At 57.6% G+C, this 14,875-nt stretch carries 15 protein-coding genes; all 15 read right to left on the minus strand.

The window, feature by feature from the left end:
* Window positions 1-27: 27 nt before the first annotated feature.
* The 15 genes from hag to RBI05_RS08465 all read right to left on the minus strand — a co-directional run bounded on the left by hag (window position 28) and on the right by RBI05_RS08465 (window position 14,852).
* Entirely contained in the window at window positions 28-924 is an 897-nt protein-coding gene (gene hag / locus RBI05_RS08395; RefSeq protein WP_310550757.1) for a flagellin Hag, read from the minus strand.
* A 150-nt stretch (window positions 925-1,074) separates the two neighbouring features.
* Window positions 1,075-1,314, minus strand: coding sequence for a carbon storage regulator CsrA (csrA, locus tag RBI05_RS08400; RefSeq protein WP_150459482.1), 240 nt, complete (start codon window positions 1,312-1,314; stop codon window positions 1,075-1,077).
* 1 nt (window position 1,315) lies between these two features.
* Complete coding sequence (fliW, locus tag RBI05_RS08405) at window positions 1,316-1,768, minus strand: flagellar assembly protein FliW (protein ID WP_150459483.1); 453 nt, start codon at window positions 1,766-1,768, stop codon at window positions 1,316-1,318.
* 116 nt (window positions 1,769-1,884) lie between these two features.
* Entirely contained in the window at window positions 1,885-2,448 is a 564-nt protein-coding gene (locus RBI05_RS08410) for a DUF6470 family protein (protein WP_310550758.1), read from the minus strand.
* Window positions 2,449-2,459: 11 nt separating this feature from the next.
* The gene (gene flgL, locus RBI05_RS08415) at window positions 2,460-3,353 is read right to left on the minus strand and encodes a flagellar hook-associated protein FlgL (RefSeq protein ID WP_310550759.1); all 894 of its coding nucleotides are present in this window, start codon (window positions 3,351-3,353) and stop codon (window positions 2,460-2,462) included.
* Window positions 3,354-3,370: 17 nt separating this feature from the next.
* Window positions 3,371-4,975: a flagellar hook-associated protein FlgK gene (gene flgK, locus RBI05_RS08420; RefSeq protein ID WP_310550760.1), complete on the minus strand. Its 1,605-nt coding sequence runs from the start codon at window positions 4,973-4,975 to the stop codon at window positions 3,371-3,373.
* Between the two features lie 200 nt (window positions 4,976-5,175).
* A complete protein-coding gene (locus RBI05_RS08425; RefSeq protein ID WP_150459487.1) occupies window positions 5,176-5,676 on the minus strand; it encodes a flagellar protein FlgN in 501 nt (166 codons plus the stop codon).
* Window positions 5,677-5,688: 12 nt separating this feature from the next.
* Complete coding sequence (gene flgM, locus RBI05_RS08430; RefSeq protein WP_150459488.1) at window positions 5,689-5,976, minus strand: flagellar biosynthesis anti-sigma factor FlgM; 288 nt, start codon at window positions 5,974-5,976, stop codon at window positions 5,689-5,691.
* Window positions 5,977-6,091: 115 nt separating this feature from the next.
* The gene (locus tag RBI05_RS08435; RefSeq protein ID WP_150459489.1) at window positions 6,092-6,502 is read right to left on the minus strand and encodes a TIGR03826 family flagellar region protein; all 411 of its coding nucleotides are present in this window, start codon (window positions 6,500-6,502) and stop codon (window positions 6,092-6,094) included.
* A gap of 135 nt (window positions 6,503-6,637) precedes the next feature.
* A complete protein-coding gene (locus RBI05_RS08440; protein ID WP_310550761.1) occupies window positions 6,638-7,546 on the minus strand; it encodes a double zinc ribbon domain-containing protein in 909 nt (302 codons plus the stop codon).
* Entirely contained in the window at window positions 7,543-9,510 is a 1,968-nt protein-coding gene (locus RBI05_RS08445) for a DEAD/DEAH box helicase (RefSeq protein ID WP_310550762.1), read from the minus strand. The genes RBI05_RS08440 and RBI05_RS08445 overlap by 4 nt, the downstream gene beginning before the upstream one ends.
* Window positions 9,511-9,673: 163 nt before the next feature.
* The gene (locus RBI05_RS08450; protein ID WP_310550763.1) at window positions 9,674-10,102 is read right to left on the minus strand and encodes a hypothetical protein; all 429 of its coding nucleotides are present in this window, start codon (window positions 10,100-10,102) and stop codon (window positions 9,674-9,676) included.
* A 75-nt stretch (window positions 10,103-10,177) separates the two neighbouring features.
* Window positions 10,178-10,900, minus strand: a complete 723-nt coding sequence (locus RBI05_RS08455; protein ID WP_150459493.1) for a response regulator transcription factor — start codon at window positions 10,898-10,900, stop codon at window positions 10,178-10,180.
* 5 nt (window positions 10,901-10,905) lie between these two features.
* Complete coding sequence (locus RBI05_RS08460; RefSeq protein ID WP_310550764.1) at window positions 10,906-12,066, minus strand: sensor histidine kinase; 1,161 nt, start codon at window positions 12,064-12,066, stop codon at window positions 10,906-10,908.
* 56 nt (window positions 12,067-12,122) lie between these two features.
* Window positions 12,123-14,852: a stalk domain-containing protein gene (locus tag RBI05_RS08465; protein ID WP_310550765.1), complete on the minus strand. Its 2,730-nt coding sequence runs from the start codon at window positions 14,850-14,852 to the stop codon at window positions 12,123-12,125.
* Window positions 14,853-14,875 lie beyond the last annotated feature (23 nt).

Genomic DNA, 14,875 nt, shown 5'->3' on the forward strand with positions numbered 1-14,875 from the left:
CGGATCAGCTTAAAGCCTGCTAATCGATTAACGCAGGAGCTGCAGTACGCCCTGCGGCTGTTGGTTAGCCTGAGCCAGCATCGCTTGCGCAGCCTGAGCCAGAATGTTGTTCTTGGTCTGGGACATCATTTCCTTCGCCATGTCTACGTCGCGGATACGGGATTCAGCGGCAGTCAGGTTCTCGGAAGAAGTGTTCAGGTTGTTGATGGTGTGTTCCAGACGGTTCTGGTAAGCGCCCAGCTTAGCGCGCTCGGTCGATACCGTTTCAATTGCAGTGTTGATAGTGCTGATTGCAGCGTTGGCCGCAGACTGAGTGGAGATACTGATACCGGTAGCAGCCTTGGCTTCAGTACCAGCGCTTGCTGCAGAGTTCGTTCCGGAAGTACCTGTTACGCCCAGCGTCTTAGCGTCCATTGCGTTGATGGTCAGCGTAATGTTCTGGTCCTTGTTGGCGCCGATATGGAAGTTCAGGTTGGCTGCGCTCGTTACGCCGGAGCCGCTCTTCGCCGAACCGTCCAGCAGCTTCTTGGTGTTGAACTCTGTCGTGTTGGAAATGCGAGTGATTTCCTTCGCCAGTTCGTCCACTTCTTTTTGCAGGGACTCGCGGTCCTTGTTGGTGTTCGTGTCGTTCGAGGATTGAACGGCCAGTTCACGCATACGCTGCAGAATGGAGTGCGTTTCGTTCAGTGCGCCTTCAGCCGTCTGGATCAGCGAGATGCCGTCCTGCGAGTTCTTGGCTGCCATGTCGAGACCGCGGATCTGGCCGCGCATTTTCTCGGAAATCGCCAGGCCGGCTGCGTCGTCGCCCGCACGGTTGATGCGAAGACCCGAAGACAGCTTCTCGATCGACTTGTTGGTGTTCGCTGTGTTTACTGCCAGTTGGCGATGAGTGTTCAGCGCCGCTACGTTGTGGTTGATAATCATTTTATATTTCCTCCCTGAGATCGTTAAGTTCCACATCCATGTGGTAAGCACCCTGCCGGTAAAGTCGGCCGCCCCCCTGCCGGGTGCCTAATACATATATCGACTCGTATGAGGAGGTTGTTAATACCAAACGTAAAAAAAATGAAGAATTTATTCTGTGCCGATATCCTTCAACTGGCCCAGCAGGGCTGCCAGACCATTCGGATTCGCAGAGGCCGACTCCCGGTTCGCCTCCTGGATTTCCAGATAAATCTCTTTGCGGAAGATATCCACATGCTTCGGGGCAACCAGGCCCAATTTGATCGTATCTCCTTCTACGGCCAGGACTTTAATCTCGATGTGGTCCTGGATAATGATGCTTTCTCCCTTTTTGCGACTGAGCACAAGCATGCTATACCCCTCCTTCTTCCGGCTTGTCCGGTTCGGATATCCAGATCGGCTGTCTGGTCTGGTAACCTGATTGATGAAGGACGACCTGCTTGCCGACACGTTTCGCCGGATTCACCACAAGGGGAGCGAGCAGATTCGCGGTCGACTCCTTGATGGAGGACCGAACCGTTGTGATGCAGTAGACCTCTACGCCAGTCTGATCCGTAATCTCCAGCTCTTCGGCCTCATCGTCGGGCAGATTGAATTGATAATCCGGAAAAAAATAAAAGGGATTCTGCAGCAAAAAGCACAAATCGGCATTGTCCAGAGACTGCAAATAATAAAACGGTTCCTGCTCTGCCGGAAGAAGCGCGAAGTTCGTGATATCGTCAAAACCCGGGAGCGACTTGGGCAGGCTCAGCAGCTGCTCCTCTTCGATTTCGAGTGTTCCCCATGCGGTTGTTTCCACTTTCATCCTAAAAGTCTCCTTTCAATTCACACCATGCCCGGCGGCCTTTCTCTCATTATGATGGATCGCCGGAAATAAGAAAAGCCACAGCAGGCACGAAACGTTACCTCTATGGCTATTCACTATAATTGCATATCCACTTCGGGCGGAATATATTGAACACCGGCATACTGCTTCATATAGAAGCTGATGCTTCCCCGGTTATATTCAATCTGCGGCGCATGAGCGGTGACCTCCACGTTGACTCTGGAGGGCCTGAACGTAACGGACGGCTCTGTAGTAATAATCCGGATATTCAGATTGTCGCTGGAAGCAGCAGTGCGGGTCTCGGGAAAAGGCTGGGGCTGCCAGTCCGATCCGTAAATCTCGGCAATGGTGTTCCCGGGACGCTGATAATTCATCATCCGGTCTCCCTGCTGCATGCGCGATGCAATGTTCTGGAGCACCCGCTGCTTGATGCCGTCATAGATCCTCTGGTTCATCTCCAGCCAGTTGCCGCCGGTCATCGAGGACCGGACCCGGCTTCCGTCAATCTGAAGCTGAGGCGCTTCGCTCTCGACGCGAAGCTGCCCGGGTGTAGTCTGGATATTCAAATCCGCTTTGGGCTGCCGGATTGAGTAAGCGCCCGGCGTTGTCTGCATCTCCAGAATGCCGCGAGTCTGGATGATTTGAAGAACAGGCTGCACGCCGTCACCTTCTATCTAATGAAGTCCACGAGAGAGTTCTGGATAATCTTGGCCCCGACGGAGAGAGAAGCATTGTAGATATTCTCCTCTACCTTGGAGCGCATCAACAACTCTGCATAATCTCCGTCTTCCGTCTTGGACTGAAGATCCGTGAGATTCGTCTCCAGGTCGCTGAGCCGGCCCTGCATCAGCTCGACGCGGTTCGTTTTAGCGCCGACATCCGCCTGGACAGCCAGCATTTTGTCGGTGCGCGAGTCGATATTCGACAATTCGCTGGACAGGGCGGTCTGATTGCCGCTGGTCAGCGCTTGGGAAATATTATCGAGAATAGCGAATATGTTATCCGGGTCGCTTTTGGCGCCGAAGAAGTCATTGCCCGTCACATTGATCGGAAGCTGCACACTTTCTCCGATGGTGTAATTGATCGAACCTGTATCCGTAATCGTATTCTTCGGATCTGCGGAATCGTAAGGCTTATCGGTGTACTGCTGTCCGTTGAAGATATACTTCCCGTTCAGCTGGCTGTTCGCAATATCCACCATCTGCGCTTTCAGTTGGGTAACCTCAGCATTGATACTGTCGAGTGCAGACTGGGGATTGGTTCCGGTGGCTCCGTTGACTGTGAGCTCGCGCAGACGCTGAACGACTTCTCCCGCCTGCGACATAATCGTATCGTTGTAATCCAGCCAGGAGACCGTACTGTCCAAGTTCTTCTGGTACTGCTCATTGGCCGACAGCTCGCTCCGATACCGCAGGGAATACGTAATGCCTACCGGGTCATCGGAAGGCTTATTGATTTTGCGCCCCGTCGCCAGCTGCAGCTGGGTGTCGTTCATTGCCCGGTTATTGCGGTTCAGGTTAAGCAGCAGCTGGGAATTCATCATGTTGGATGTAACTCTTAGCATGTCTCCGTCCTCCTTCCTTATCTGCCGACCGTACCGGTAGCATTGATCAGTTTATCGAGCATTTCATCATAGGTGGTCATAAAACGCGCAGCGGCGCTGTAGGCATGCTGGAAGACCAGCATATTAGACATTTCTTCGTCAAGCGACACCCCGCTCACCGACTGTCGTCTGGCATTGACCTGTTCCACCAGGTAATTGGAGTTCTCCGTCTGCCGGGTGGCTTCCTGTGATTGAACGCCGAGCTGACCGATCATCGTCTTGTAAAAAGAACCCGGCGTTCCCTTGATGCCGGTTGAAGACGCGAAGGTTCCCGTCTGCTGATTGGAAATCAGCAGCGCAAGGGTGTTGTTGCCCTGCATCACCTTCTCCTGATCGCCCGTCCCCGAGGTGCGCAGGGAAGTGGCAAGCAGATTGGCGTCGGCCGCAATCTCGGGATTGAAGACGATGTTCCCGGCTGTAATCGTGTCGCCGTCTCCGTTAATTGTGAACAGAGGTTCGCCCGGCGCGAGCGTGCCGTCCATCGTATATCCAAGCTGGTGCAGGCCGTTCAGACCGTTCACCGTCGTCTTGACGTCGGCGTTCAGTGTCGCTCCCTGCGGCATAGCCTGGCCTGCGGCAAGCGTTGCCGCTGTGCCGTCCGCCTGGATAATTGACGCATCGCTCGTGAGAACCGTTCCCTGCGGCAGGACCGAACCCTTGGGTACGGTAATCTCCACAGCGCCGGTTGCCATCGTCCGGGCCAAGTTGTCGAGCTGGGCTTTATAATCGCTGACGTATTTCTTGCTGGAGGCAATCATGCCGTAGACTTCGCCGGATTTGAGATCTCCGGTGGAACCGTCTCCGTATGCGCTGTTCAGCGTTTCAGAAGTTACCGGGGAAGCGGTGAAGCCTTGAACAAGCGTGGTGGAGCCCATCGCAATATTGTAGCCGGTTCCCGTCTCCAGGACGCTGACATTCATAATCTTGGACAGCTTGTCCGTCAACAGATCGCGCTGATCCCGCAGGTCGTTGGCCTTGTCGCCCATGCTCTCGATCCGAAAGATAGATTGATTCAGGTCGGCAATAGAGGACAGGTAGCCGTTAATTTCCGTAGACTTAACATCGACATTGGTCGACAGGTCGCTGTCGAGATTCTGCAGCTGCCGGCTCATGTAATTCAGGGCATCCGTCAGAGACTGCGCAGTCTGAACCACGATCTTCCGGGCGGTGCCGTCTTCCGGATTCTTGCTGAGGTCCGACCAGGATTTCCAGAACTTATCCATAACGGTGCTGATTCCCGTATCGGACGGCTCCTGGAAGATGGATTCCAGCTTGTCCAGCGTATCCGACTGAATCGTCCAGCTGCCGAGAGCCGCATTCTCTCCCCGGTACTGATCGTCCAGGAAATTCTCGCGAACCCGTTCAATGGAACCGAATTCGACGCCTGTACCGAGCTGTCCCGGTACGGTCGAGTTCCCGAACCCGTAGGCTTCGATGGGACGGGAAGCCGTCATTTTGACAGTCTGTCGCGTATAGCCCTCCGTATTGGCATTGGCAATGTTGTGCCCGGTGGTATTGAGCGCGGCGGTCTGGGTGAACAGACTGCGCCGGGCCGTCTCTATGGAGTGGAAAGTAGATGTCACTGGAAATGTTCCTCCTCATGCTCATTCGAAGGCTTAGCGCTTCCCGAGCATCTGATCATGAATTCATGCCGGTCCAAAGGCCCCGGATAAAGAAGAAACGGCTCGCCGTCGCCCTGGATAAGTTGGCGGTTAACCGTTTTGAGCGTCATTATTCAGATTATCGGCATATCGGCGCAAATCCTTTAATGGCTTCAGGAGGATTATCCCCGCGCATCGAACAATCCCGGACGTTTAAGCGCGACAGGCCCGCTGGCGGGATGCTGATAGGTTACTTCCTGACTGGGCCTGCCTACAAGCAGATCCAGAGAATAATCAATAAAATCCAGCGACTGTTCAATCAGCCTCTGATTCAGCTCATTGGCTTTCTTCAAGCGGCTGAGCGTATCTGCCAGCTGGCCCTGAATATGCAGCAGGCGGGCTTTATCGTCGGGATCAAAGACCAGCCGGGACAGCTCGGTTAAGTTCAACTGCAGATTCGAGCGGATGCCCACACTCTGAAGGAAGGTGTAAGCCGCCTGCTCCCGCTCTTTCTCGAGCTGCCCGCTGAGCTTCATTAATCTGGATTCTTTGGTGAGGATTTCGGTGAGCTGATCGATATTGTTGGTCATGATCGCCTGTTTCTTGGAGGCGGCCAGATCCAGCATTTGACGGTGGCTGTCATCCAGCCGCTCCAGCAGCTCAATCAAAGATGTTACTGACATAGATGCATTCACCTAATTCTCGGAGGATGGCTTGAAGTAAGGGGCGAGTTTATCTGCGAGTTTGGCGGCGTCAACATGGTAGGTTCCGGCGGATACTTGCTGTTTCAGGCTTTCAATACGGGCGGCGCGTTCGGTATCGACTTTCGTATTGTTCTGCGCTTCCAGCAGCTTCATCGCCTCAGTCGAAATCGTGACTTCATCCTTGCGCGTAGTCTTCTTCATGGCTTCCTGCCTTTGCGATTCCATATTTCGTTGATACGGATTAATCGCATTAATTCGTCCGGTATCGTTGATTTTCACAATTATACACCTTCTTTCTAATGTAAAAGGCCGATAATCTTTACTAAGTTTATCGACCGTTATTGAACCATTCTTTATAGCGCAGGCCAATTTTTACGTCCCAAATTCCATTTCCTTACCGGTCGCGAAGCTTATCCACCGCTTTATAAGCCCCATGTCCGGCACGCTTGGCGGCTTCGGCGTCGGCAGCCTCTTTGGCGGCCTGGGTTAAATCCTTGGTTAACCTGGATCGGCAATTGTCGCACATATGCCCCTCCCGGATCAGGGTGCCGCACACCTCGCAGGGATAGGTCATATTCGGCGCGTTGGCGATCGAAATGCGTCCTTCGCGGATAAACCGGGTGATCTCCTTGATCGGTATTTCCGTTGCGTCGGACAGCTCCTGAATATTGGCGCCGCGGTGCTCTCTCAAATATTTGACGCAGGTCTCGTACTGCTTCTCCAATTCTTTAAAGCAGAACTGGCACATTTCGGACGGATTCTTGACATACAAACGGCCGCATCTTGGGCAATTATCGAGGTTCATCTGCCGTGCCGCTCCTTCCTTACCCTGTTATTCTTAACCGAAACTCTATGATTTCTACATTACATGATTGCGGCGGGTTCGTCTATCTCCGCCAGACGTCCGCTCCGCATTTTTTGGACTTCGGGAGCTCCATGCCTAGGAACGCGCCCAGGTCAGACTGTAGAGCTGCATATTCATTCCGCAGCTTGCAAGCAGCTCTGCCAGCGCCTCGCAGCAGGCGGTGACGGTCGCGCCGGTGGTATAGATATCATCCACCACGACGACTCTCAGGGCGCGTCCTTCCCGGACCGGACCGGGAGCCAGCCATCGCCGGAGCATCTCAGGGGCCTCCGGGTCCGGAACAAACACCCGCTTCATGTCTGCGATTCGCTCGGCTCTTCCCTTGAAGCTCTGCTTGCCGGTATGACGGGAGCGCGCAAGCAAGGGAAGCACTTCCAGACCCTGGCGTCCGGCCAGAAGACAGGCCAGCTCCTCGGCCTGGTTGAACCCCCGCTCCCCAAGACGGACCGCGCTGACCGGCACGGGGACGAGCAGGTCAGCCTGCCAGGACCGCCCGGCTCTCGGTCCCGCCGGATGGGCGGCACCCAGCGCGCCTTGCAGCCAAGCGAAGGCCCGCGGCAGAACACCTGCGTCAACCGCAGCTTCTCCCCGGATGGCAGCGTTCCTCTCCAGCCTTCCCCTCTCTTCCGCAAGCCGCAGGTACGCCTGCTCCAGCATCCGCCCCAGCGGCTCGGCAAACCGCTGGTCTCCCCGGTACTTGTACCGGCCCAGCCAATCCCGCATCGCATCGGAATAGGCGACGGCGCTGCGGTTGCAGATCCAGGCCGATAACCGCGCCGACCCTCTGGCGCAGTCCGGACAGCCTGACGGCCGTCCGCATTTGCGGCAGCGGGGCCGCTCAATCCACGGAACCTCCGCCGCGCATTTTCGGCAAATCCCGGGAAGCACGGGTGAAGGATCGCCCCGCCGTCCGCAAGCCAGACAGCCAAAGGAAGCAGGAGCCAGCAGAGCTTCCAAAATGGCGGAGCCGTTCCGCTTCTTCATCGGACTCCCCCCTTCCGGTGCGCGGCAAGATAGCCGCTTCGCCGGGCTACCCGGTTCATCGTCCGGATCTCGCGGCAGGCGTTGCGCTGGGCGCGGGTCCAGGAGGCGGCCGCATACCGGACGCAGCCATTCGGGTCCTCCTTGGATCTTCCCGCCCGTCCGGCCATCTGGATCAGCGCCGCTTCGTCAAAGAGCGGATTATCGGCATCCAGAATGTAGACATCGCTTCCCGGGACGGTAACCCCCCGTTCCAGAATGGTCGTTGTCAGCAGCACCCGGATCTCCCGTTTCCGGAAAGCTTCCACGGTTTCATTCCGGTCCGGGTCTCGGGAGGAAGTGCCTTTTGCCGGAACGGAATCCGGCAGTATCCGGCGGACCAGAGCGAGGAGCGGCTCAATATCTGCGATCCGGGGAACGAAGACGAAGACCTGGGCGCCCCGCTCCACCGAGTGAAGCAGCTCCTCCCGAAGACGTGAAGGAAGACTCCCCCGCTTCAAGCATTGCGATAGCCCCGGCATGGCAATCCGGCGCGGTACGGGGAGAGGATGACCGTGGTAGCGGACCGGCACCCGGGCGGCTCCCGCCCGGCCTTGCCGGACATCAGCCCGCAGCCCGGCGGGCGGCGTCGCGGACAGATACAGGAAGAACCCGCCGGGCCGGCAGGACGATTCAGCGGCGTAGCTCAGCATCGGATCGTTATGGTAAGGAAAGGCGTCCAGCTCATCGATAATGACCAGATCGAAGGCCCGGTAGAACCGCAGCAGCTGATGGGTGGTCGCCAGTGTCAGACTTGCCTCTCTCCAGCGGTCGGTGCTCCCTCCGTACAGAACGGCTCTGCTGTATTCCGGGAACGCTCTGGCCAGCCGCGGGGCCAGTTCCAGCACCACATCACGGCGCGGCGTAGCCACCAGTACCCGTCCGCCCGCGGCGAGAACCGAATCCAGCAGCGGAAAAAGCATTTCCGTCTTGCCCGCTCCGGTTACGGCCCACAGCAGAAACCGCCCGGGTGGCTCATCCGGCCGCGGACCGGCCGGGCCTTGGGCCGCTGCGCCCCGGCCCAGGGGCGGCCGCTCACGCCCGGCCGCCATGGCCGCCAGCGCCGCTTCGGCGGCCCGCGCCTGCGGCGCGCTCAGGCCCCAGCGCTGCGCGGCTGGGGCTCCGCCTGCGGCCGTGCCCCGCACGGCCGGCCCGGGCGGCGCGCTGCGCAGCAGCAGCGCGCAGGAGCGGCTGCGCCCGAGCGCGAGGCAGGCCTCGCAGTAGGCGCAGCCGTCCAGGCCGCACGCGGCGCAGGCCGTGCGGCCCTCCGCAGCGCTGCCGCAGCGCAGGCAGCGCGGGCCGTCCGCGGCGCTTAAGGCGCGCCGCGGGAGGAGGCGCCGGCGCAGCCCGGCGCGGAGGGTCCCGGGCCGCGCGCCGGAGGAGCGCGGCTGCACGGCGGCCTGCAGGTCCAGCCGGCCCTGCAGGTAGGCGAGCTGCGCCGCGCTGCGCCACGGCGCGGCAAGAAGCTCCGGCGCCTGCTCGGCCAGCAGCGCCTCGGCCTCTTCCGCCAGCAGCGAGCGGCCCCTCAGCAGCCCGGCAAGCCGGCCCGCGCTGTCCAGCAGCGCTGCCGCGGAGGGGAGCGGCGGCTCCTCGCCTCCGCCACACTCCGGCCAACCGCCGGGCTTCACGCCGGAGGAGCCCAGGGTTCCATGCCGGCCGCCGCTGATTTCCTTCATGAGAACGCTGAAGTGTTCTCTCCATCTGTCCCTGTCCCAGCGCTGCATGTCCGGCTCGGGCCGGAACCTGCGGAGCGCTTCCGACGCCCAGCTCAGCGGCAGAGCGGGGTGCAGAAGAACCGGCCGGCCCGGGTGGGGTTCTGGTCCGGCGAGCCCTTGTCCGCTCCACCACCACTGATCGACTCTCCAGTCCAGCGTCAGCCGCAAGCGCCACTCCCTCTTGTCCATAACGGCATAAACCCCTGCTTTCATTACGTTCCTCCTCTTTGTCCCATTCCTATTCATCATGTAATGGACGCGCTCTTAAGGCCCCGAACAACGCAAAAAGCACACTTGCTCCCCGCAGGGACCACAAGTGTGCTTCACTTTGGTCTTCCCATTCCTGATTCGGCCTCTATCGGTTTCTTCCGTGTCCTCAATGCTTGGCTTCCCCCACTCCCGTCGTCCACACCCGGCGCAGGGCGGACAGTCCGAGCGGCCCGCTGCGGAACCGCAGATCCAGTACCGCTTCGGTCGGAGCCTTTCGGCTCTCGTCCCCTCTGTACGGACGGATCTCCACTTCCATTGCGCACTTCCCTTCCAGCCGTCTTACAATTTCCATCGTCTGATCCATCGAGCCGCAATCCTCCACGGCCATCCGCATGCGGACGCCTCCCAGCAGAGAGAGCAATCCCAACGTCCGAATATACCACTCGACCACATCCTGATGGTTTCGCGTGATGAGGATGCAGCAGCCTTCCCTGCCGACGCACACCCTTGGTCTGCTCTTTCGGGCATGCAGCGCGTGGACTGCAAGGGCAGCCAGAGCGTAAACGGCTCCAATCCAGCATAAGTGGGCGATCATGAAAAGGCACCTCCTCTGTATACCGACACTATATGCCGGTTCCAGATGAAGGTGCCTCCTTCGCATATCCTCTGTTTACAGCGTAACCCAGCCGTACTTGATGGAGTTGATTACGGCTTGTGTGCGGTCATCGACTTCCATCTTCTGCAGAATGCTGCTGACATGGTTCTTGACCGTCTTCTCGCTGATGAAGAGATATTCGCCGATCATCTTATTGCTCTTGCCCTCGGCCATCAGACGCAGCACTTCCGCCTCGCGGCGCGTGAGCGGATTATTGTCGCCGGCGACAAACTTGACGCCCGCTTCCTTAACGGAGGTCTCGGCAATCGCGCCCGCCTCGTTCAGGTAAGTCATCCGGCGGAGCTGATTGATCAGCTTGCCGGTCACTTTTGGGTGGATAAAAGCGTGGCCCTCACAGACGGAACGGATGGCGTTAATCAACGATTCGGCTTCCATATCTTTCAGCAAATAGCCGTTGGCTCCCTTGCGCAACGTCTCGAATACGTAGCTCTCGTCATCATGGATGGAGAGAATAATCACTTTCACATCCGGGAACAGTTCCCGGAGCTTCTCGGTCGCTTCGACACCGTTCTGCGTTGGCATATTGATGTCCATGAGGACGATGTCCGGCTTCTGGGTATTGCAGAATTCCAGAACCTGAATGCCGTCTCCGCACTCACCGATAACCTCGATGTCTTCCTCCATGTTCAGTATCCGTTTAAGCCCTTCCCGAAAAAGCTGATGATCGTCTGCCAGCAGCACCTTGATCGGCGTCTTTCCGGCGTTCTGGTTCTCCATCGCCATTACTCCTTCCCCTTATCCACATTCGTCGGAATATGAATAACGATTGTAGTCCCTTCTTGGTCTGCGGATTCGATCTCCATCCTGCCCTCCAGCAGTTCCACCCGTTCGCGCATTCCGACCAGGCCGAAGCTTTCGCGCTTGGATTGTTCCCGCTTGATCTGTTGAAGGTTGAAGCCGATTCCGTTGTCCTTGACGACAATTTTGATCATTTGAGCCTGATATGTAATTTCCACCCACACATAAGTGGCCTGCGCATGCTTCGCGACGTTGGAGAGCGCCTCCTGGATCAGCCGGTAGACCGCTGCCTCCATCGCAGAAGAGAGCCGATGCTCCTTGCCCCTTGTCTCAAAGGACGTTCGAATTTTGTTCTTCTCCTCAAAATCATGGACAAACTTGCGCATCGTCGGAATCAATCCCAGATCATCCAATGCCATCGGCCTGAGATTGAAGATCACCTTCCGCATCTCTTCAAGGCTGGAACGAACCTGGCTTTTCAAATCTAATACTTCGTCCTGCACCAGTCCAAATTCCTGCTTAACCAGCATTCTTTCTACAATTTCCGTCCGAAGCACCAGGTTGGCAAGCATCTGGGCCGGGCCGTCATGGATTTCCCGGGCAATTCTTTTGCGTTCTTCTTCCTGGGCCAGGATAATTTTCAACCCGATAATTTGTCGATTCTTAGCGGATTCGACAATTCGTGTAACCTGTCCAAGCTCGCCGGATAAATACTGGAGCACCACGCCCATTTGCGAGCCGATCGCTTCGGCGCGCTCTACCGAATTCTCCACGCTGCGCACCCGCTTCATCAGCTCGTCTCTGCGATTCCGCAAATACAGCTCCCTTTCCCGGGTCATCATCAGCTCCAGCTGAAGCTCCGTAGCCTTCTCGTAAGCAATCCGGATATCCTTCTCCGTATACCGGACAAAGTCCCGGCTGACTTCCGTCAGCCGGATTCGGGAACGGTGGTAATCGACCTCCAGCTTATCCACTTTGTCTACCGTCTCATTGGTCTCTTCGCGAACCCGCTCCAGTTCCTTTCTCAGCGCTTCCAGCTCGTCCCGGGCCGTCTGAAGAATCTCGAATATCTGGTACTTGCTGTCTTCCATTACGTCAATTGTATTCTTGATTACGCGATCTATGGCATCGGGTTGAAATTCCACGGACGTTAGCCCCATTTCTCTCGATTCGTATAAAGAATTTTCTTTATACTACCATATCATGATTGGATCGTAACGGTCTTCGTTTTCTGTTCCCATTTTACCGTCAGGCCAAGCTGTTCCGATACAAGCCGGAGCGGGACTAAAGTCCTGCCTCCGATCAGCAGCGGCGATACCTCGGCCGATTGTCTTTGTCCGTTCAGCACATACTCCTTCTGGCCCACGGTGAGATCCAGCGCTTTCGATCCCCGCAGTACCATAATATGCCGGGACGCCGGATCCCAAGCCGCACTGCCGCCAAAAGCGTCCAGCACGTACCGGATCGGAACATAGGTGGTGCCGTCCTGAACCATCGGAGCGGAATCAATCGTCTTCGCCGTTCCGTTGACCGTCAGTTTCTTCTGTCCGATCACCATCTGGGCCGTCCCGGTAGGCAGCCCCGCTTCGCTGGTCAGAGCGGGCATGGTAAAGGCAATATTGTCGAATGCCACCGTTCCCGTCTTCGCCCGTTCATCCTGTCCTTCCGCTACATTGACCACATACAGGCGCTTCATGGCTGCCGGGAATTTGATGCCCGAACCCGACAGGTCGAGCTGGATGTTCTTCCAGCCTTGCCAGTCGATCACCTTCGCGATATCGATATAAGCTGTAGCTCCGCTGCTGTCTGCAACTTCGGCGCGCAGCCAGTTCAGGCTCTTGTCTCCCATGACGTCCAGCGACATGGAGGTGGCCGCAGCCGGAATACTTTTGCCGGCCGTTCCGTTCAACTGCGCATAGGCGTACATTTTGCCGCTTCCGGCACTCATGTCATAGCTGAGGTTCAGCACTTTGGATGAGCCGTGGTCTCCGGTTCCAGGCGCAATGGCTGCCGTTCCTTGAACCGCAGAGACATTCGTCGTGAACTGGACCGGGTAAGCCGTGTTCTCAAAATCCTCCCACATCGTCTGAGCCGCCGCGGACAGTACGATCGCCGTGCTGAACCCGTCATAGCGGGCAATCGCATACCCGGTTGTTACGCCGGGATTAACGGCGCTGACGGACAGGACTCCGTCCTTCACGCTGCCTTGAAAGCCGACAAATTCCCACTTCACGGAGGAAGCGGGCACGGCCAGTGCTGCTCCCGACCGCGGCGTTGCCGTCAGGGCAACGGGAATCGAGGCGCCGGCAGCCAGCGCGCCGGTTGCCGGGGAGACGCTCAGCGTCTGCAGGTCGCCGCCGCCCAGAACCGTCACTTTAGAGGTTGCTTTGGCGGCGCCGCTGGAAGCCGTAATCGTTGCCGTTCCCGGCTTCACGCCCGTCACCGTCCCTCCGCTGACCGTCACGCTGCCGTTGCTGGACGTCCAGGAGGGATTCCCGGCGCTCACATCAACCGGGTTATAGTACGTATCATAGCCCTTCATGGAATAGCTGGCCTGCTGACCGATTAACAGAGACTTGCTCCCGCTAAGAATAATGCCCTTCACTTCGCCCTGAGGCGCACTCGTGTAGACGCCAAGTCCGTTCACCACGCTTCGCTGCTCGGTGCCATACTCTGTGTTGAACGTCAGCGTTGTCGACGTTTCCCCGAGCGGCCGGTCTACCATAGTGGTAGACCCTCCTCCATCGAGATTAAGCCCTTTATAAACCCCGATCTGCGTCATGAAGGTCTGCAATTCGGTCAGCGACATACCCGAACTGTTGCTGTTCTTCTCTACCGCGACGATGTAGACATAGCGTCCGTCCTGGGAATAGCCAAGCGCCGTCCGGGCGCGGTAGCCGTTCAAGTCATTGACGGAACGGGAGAAGCTCGTTGCCTGGCCGCCGTCCACCAGAATGGTATGGCCGCCGATCATCATCTGCAGCGAAGCCGGGTCCACCGTCTGCCCGGTCGTCAGCGAACGCAGGCCGTAGGCAGTCTGAACTGGCTGCCCAACCGCCAGATGGTCGCGCACATACTGGGCTGCGGTGCCATGCGCACGCAGGATATAAGCTCCGGCCGGTACGCTGATAGGCAGCCCCGCCGCGCCCGACTCCGAAATTTGAGTGATCACGCCATTCTCAACGAGCACTTCCGTCGGCGTCGTGCTGCTGTTCTTGGGACGTTCCTGGGCGGCCCAAGCATCGGTATAGACATACATGGCGTTCACATGACTGTAAGTCGAGGTCCCGCCTTCCGGATTGTACGCCCCTTTGTTGATTCCGGACAGAGCAAACGGCGTACCGTCCGCTGCCGTAACGCTGCCTTCAAATGTGAACTGGTCGATCATCGGCTTTCGGTCGCTTGTCAGCGCGAACGCATACATTCCCTTTAACTGGGACGGCGTACTGACCAGGGTTCCGGCGGTAATTTGTCCACCGATTGGCGATCCCTCTCCCCCTGTATTGAAATAATCGCCGTTTACCGCCGCGACCGCTCCGGTCTCCTTAGCCATTCCGCCTGTGCTCTGGCGTGTTGTCAGCTTGCCGTTCTTGCCGGTCATTACATCAATGGAGACATAAGGATTATTCAGATCAATTCGAATGACATCCGCCCGACCGGTCGCCTTGGACCCCGAACGGGTCGTCGTATATTTATAAGTGTTCAGAATCGCGCCGGACGTTACCGGCTCCTGGCTGACTGCGGATACCGTCATGGAAGACGCAGCCCCTGCCAGAGGAATTGCCCATGGCTGCCACGCTCCGGGTCCCACTGCTCCGGCGGCCGGAGCGAGCCATAATACTCCCGCCAGTGAAAGAACGGCCCAGTTTCGGAGCATGGGCTTGCTCTTCGCCTGATGCGTATGCAGGTGTTCGTTGTTGCATTCCTTCATCTTCTCGTAACTCTCCCATCTCT

The sequence above is a fragment of the Paenibacillus glufosinatiresistens genome (genome assembly GCF_031470375.1).
GTDB lineage: Bacteria > Bacillota > Bacilli > Paenibacillales > Paenibacillaceae > Paenibacillus_AQ > Paenibacillus_AQ glufosinatiresistens.

Coding starts and splice junctions, on each gene's coding strand:
- csrA (WP_150459482.1), bottom strand. CDS start 1,314: ATGCTTGTGCTCAGTCGCAAAAAGGGAGAAAGCATCATTATCCAGGAC.
- RBI05_RS08465 (WP_310550765.1), bottom strand. CDS start 14,852: ATGAAGGAATGCAACAACGAACACCTGCATACGCATCAGGCGAAGAGC.
- RBI05_RS08455 (WP_150459493.1), bottom strand. CDS start 10,900: ATGGAGAACCAGAACGCCGGAAAGACGCCGATCAAGGTGCTGCTGGCA.
- RBI05_RS08445 (WP_310550762.1), bottom strand. CDS start 9,510: ATGAAAGCAGGGGTTTATGCCGTTATGGACAAGAGGGAGTGGCGCTTG.
- RBI05_RS08450 (WP_310550763.1), bottom strand. CDS start 10,102: ATGATCGCCCACTTATGCTGGATTGGAGCCGTTTACGCTCTGGCTGCC.
- hag (WP_310550757.1), bottom strand. CDS start 924: ATGATTATCAACCACAACGTAGCGGCGCTGAACACTCATCGCCAACTG.
- RBI05_RS08425 (WP_150459487.1), bottom strand. CDS start 5,676: ATGTCAGTAACATCTTTGATTGAGCTGCTGGAGCGGCTGGATGACAGC.
- fliW (WP_150459483.1), bottom strand. CDS start 1,768: ATGAAAGTGGAAACAACCGCATGGGGAACACTCGAAATCGAAGAGGAG.
- RBI05_RS08440 (WP_310550761.1), bottom strand. CDS start 7,546: ATGAAGAAGCGGAACGGCTCCGCCATTTTGGAAGCTCTGCTGGCTCCT.
- RBI05_RS08435 (WP_150459489.1), bottom strand. CDS start 6,502: ATGAACCTCGATAATTGCCCAAGATGCGGCCGTTTGTATGTCAAGAAT.
- flgL (WP_310550759.1), bottom strand. CDS start 3,353: ATGCTAAGAGTTACATCCAACATGATGAATTCCCAGCTGCTGCTTAAC.